Below are 3,732 nucleotides of genomic sequence, written 5' to 3'. Positions count from 1 at the left end.
ATTCTCTGAACTAGCGATCTTGGTCTGTTGGGGTGTCCGGCCGTCGTGGAGCCGGGATTCCGAGGTCGATGGTTTGGGGTGACCGGCGGTCGATCTGGGCGAGCTTGTCGTTCGCGCCGGCGAGGCTGATCTGGAGCCCTTCGACCTCGCCGAGCCAGCCTTCCCGTTGCGCCTCGTCGATGCGGGCGAGAAGGTTGTCGCGGATCTCGACGATGCGAGCGTGCTGGGCAGGGTCCGGCCAGTGCATCGGACACCGCAGGCATGCGTGCTCATGGATGCAGGGGGTCGAGTAGGCCCGGCCGCAGAGCCCGGTGGAGACCTTGCGGCGCTCGAAGTGGCCCAGGAACTCCTCCCATTCGTCGTCGGTGGGAGCCCGATACTCCTCGGAGGGCCGCTGGCTGCGGCGCCGGGCCAGGAACGCCAGATGCGCTTGGATGGCCTCGTCCGGATAGACGGCCTTGTAGCCGAGGGTGACGTTGATGTCCCGGTGTCCGACGATCACTTGGGCGATGTGCGGGGGCAGCCCGTTCATGACGGCGTCGGTGATGAACATCCTGCGGAAGTCGTGGGGCGTGTAGTTCAACGGACGGCCATCACTGGGGTCGACCAGGCTGGTGCCGGCCAGAGCGGCCTGGAGCATCTTGCGGACGGTGCCGTGGCTGATGGCGCGGTGCTCGGTGCGGAACCGACGCTGGAACAGCAGCGGCGCCGGCGGCATCCAGACGCATTCATGCCAGTCGTAGGCGGGGACCAGCGGGACCGGACCGGAGGGTTCCCGGATTCTGCTGATGATGGTGGACAGGACTTCGGCCAGTTCGGGGCTGACCACCAGCAGCCGTTCCACGTCGGTCTTGGAGGGAGCGATCTGCAGCAGCGGCACGATCTCCCCGGTGGTCGGCAGCCGATACTGCACCAGGCTGTGGTGACTGATCTCGAGTAGTTCCTCGATGCGGACACCGGTGAGGCGGAGGACTTCCACCACGGCCCAGGCCCAGAACGCGTACTCCTCTTCCTGCCCGAGGTCCCGGCGCTTGCCCGTGCGTGGATCGTCCGCCCAGATCCTGGCCGCGGCCGTGCCGGCACGCAGGACGGACCGGATCAAGGTCTGGTCGCCGACGGTGAAGGCGGCGCCGGGCTCGGTCTGCCGTGCCCCCTGGAGGAGAGCTCCGGAGGTCCTTCGTCGCTGGTCGACGGTGCGGACGAGCACGGGGAGGACCGGGAGCCGCTCGCGGGTGCGGGCGTCCATGCGGGCCTTGTGCTGTCGTTTGTGCTTGCGGGTCCCGATGTCCTCCCGGCTGATGGGGCAGGGGACGACCCAGTGTGCCCACCGCCCAGGGTCCTCAAGCGCCCACTGGGACAGGTCCAAGTAGAAGGCCCGCACCTTCACCAAGCACTCGCGGAAGCTGATGCGGGGAACAGGAACGACGGTCCTCTCGCCGTCTCGCCCGGTGGCCGTCTCCGGCCTGGTCAACAGGCGCTGCCGCCAGGCGGCTGCGACATCGGCGGGCAGGTGCAGCGTGTCGATGCCCGGATGGTGGAGTTCGATATCTCGCCAGAAACGGCAGCCGAGGAAGTGGGCGAGGTCACGCAGGCTGTTGTAGTCCAGCGCAGGCTGGCGTTCTCGCAGGTAGTCCACGAGCAGGTCTCTGACGGGCCGGCACTCGATCTGGTAGCGGTCGATCAGTTCCTCCGGGGTCCGCTGCCCACCGGTGCGCAACTCGCGCCAGCCCGAGGGAGCTTCGGGCTCGAGGATCTCCAGATCCCGCAGTGTGCGGTAGAAGACGGGGAGGTCTTTCGGCCACGCCGTCCGGACTGCCGTCTCGGTCTCGGCAAGTTCCAGCACGTCGCCGAGGGTGATCTCATAGACGAGACCGCCCTTGGCCGCGAGGATCACGGCGGCTCGCTGCAGCATCAGCCGCCGGGACGACGGTGAAAGATCGGCGCGGCCTTCGCAGTGCGTTGTCAGCCGCGCGAACCCGTGCGGGTCCCGGACGAGGGCGAAGCCAGGGGCAAGATCCCCTTTCAGAGAGGGCACGGCCACCAGCCACTCCAACGAGGGGCGGATGACGTCGGCGCAGATCAAGACCTTCAGGCCGTTGGACAGCTCGGACGGCAGCCAGGCGGAACACCGGCCACGGCTGTTGAGCCATCGCAGAGGCGCCTGTCGCCACCGGGCGCCCAGGGCCTCGGCGCCGCTGTTGAGCCATCGCTGCTGCCACGTCTCGCCCGGAAAGTCCTGCAGCCAGTCCAGCAAGTGGGCCAGGCCACGGACCCGCTTCCCCTGAACCACGGGGTTCGCGAGCACGAACGGAGTGCCGGTGGTCCGCTCCCAGACCTCCACCCGTCCCAGCCGGGTGGTAGGCCAGTCGTCGCCGACGAACCTCGCGGGGAACCGGTCGCGCGGCAGCTTCAGCGCCGCAGCCGTACTCGCCGCCTTCAGCGTCGTGGCCGTCACGGCTGGCCACCGAAGAGGACGTTGAGCGTTTCGGCCCGGTAGCCTGCGGCAGGGGCCGGAGCAGTCCGCGCTGCCGCCTGCCGGGTCTGCTCGGCGTGATGGGCCAGCACCCGGCGGATCACTTCCTCCTTCCGAGACATGAGATAAATCTGAGTAGTAGTCAATAGAGCGTGTCCCAGGACGAACTGGACATCCGTGAGGGGCAGGCCGGGGTCTTCAGCCATCCGGTAGGCCGCCGTGTGCCGCAGCGCGTGCAGCGTCGCCGAGGTCCCGGCCAACACGTTGACCCGCTCGAACATCCGATGGGCCGCGTGATAGGTCAACGGACGGGACGGAGCACGCAGCGTCCACCACAGCGGCAGCCGTTGCCCGCGAGGGATCGAGTCCTCCATCTCCAGCTGGTAGAGCCGCAGCCAGACGAAGGCGTCCGTGGAGGCCGGAAGCTCCTGCACCTCTCCGGTGCCCTTGCGGACCACCGCGATCAGCTGACGTCCCGGATCGGCCCAGCCCTGCGTGGCGGACAACAGCTCGCTGGCGCGGGCGCCGGTGGACACATAGAAGGCAACCAAGGCCCGGTCACGGTGCGAGGGCAGCCGCGCGAAGATCTCGTTGAACTCCTCATCCGGGACGCTGCGGGGCACCCGCTTGGGCACCGTAGGCCGGTAGAGACCGGTGCGTTCCCTGCGATGCGGCTCCATCGGATTGTGGTGCACATGGGCACGACGGCCCCGCCGCGACCGGTCCAGGGGGAAGGGATTAAGAATCGGCCCCGTACCCGCCTCGAGGTGAAAGTCGTAAAAGCCCCGCAGCACCGTCTCGCTGTGCGCGCGGACCGACGCCGCGTACGGCTTCCCGCCCACAGTCCACGAGGCAGCACCCCCGGATCGCCAGTGTGGACGCGCCGGCTGCCCGGCGACCAGCAACCACCGGGAGAAGTCCCGTGCCTCGAGGCGCGTCGCCTGTTGCCACGGAACACCGATGGCCCACAAGAACCGAAACCAGCGCAGCAAGTCCATCCCGTACGAGCGTGCCGTCGTCGGCGGCTTCCCGGCTCCTTGCATGTCCTGCAGGTAGGCAGAGACACCCTCGACGGGCACCCCGGTCGGATCGACGATCCGGTACGGATCCCACGGGTCATCCATGGCCACCAACTCGCCGGCCAGAGGCACGGCCAGAGATGCCAGGTCTCTCGATGATTCCACGGCCAGACCAACGAGGAATCCACCATCAGGTCACTGACCTGCGAAAACTCCACACGTAGTTCAGTCAACAGGTAA

The 3,732-nt window shown here is 68.0% G+C and carries 2 protein-coding genes; both read right to left on the bottom strand.

Annotated elements, in window-relative coordinates; all coding sequences use genetic code 11:
* Positions 1–10: 10 nt before the first annotated feature.
* On the bottom strand, positions 11–2,455 hold the full coding sequence (locus tag AC07CM_RS50535; RefSeq protein ID WP_478883304.1) for a tyrosine-type recombinase/integrase: 2,445 nt from the start codon (positions 2,453–2,455) through the stop codon (positions 11–13).
* On the bottom strand, positions 2,452–3,624 hold the full coding sequence (locus AC07CM_RS50530) for a tyrosine-type recombinase/integrase (protein WP_478883303.1): 1,173 nt from the start codon (positions 3,622–3,624) through the stop codon (positions 2,452–2,454). Before AC07CM_RS50530 ends, AC07CM_RS50535 begins: the two co-directional genes overlap by 4 nt.
* Between the last annotated feature and the right edge of the window lie 108 nt (positions 3,625–3,732).

Source organism: Streptomyces sp. NPDC044061, assembly GCF_056434305.1.
The sequence above is the reverse complement of the archived record's forward strand: the minus strand, read 5'-3'. Positions and strand labels throughout refer to the sequence as shown.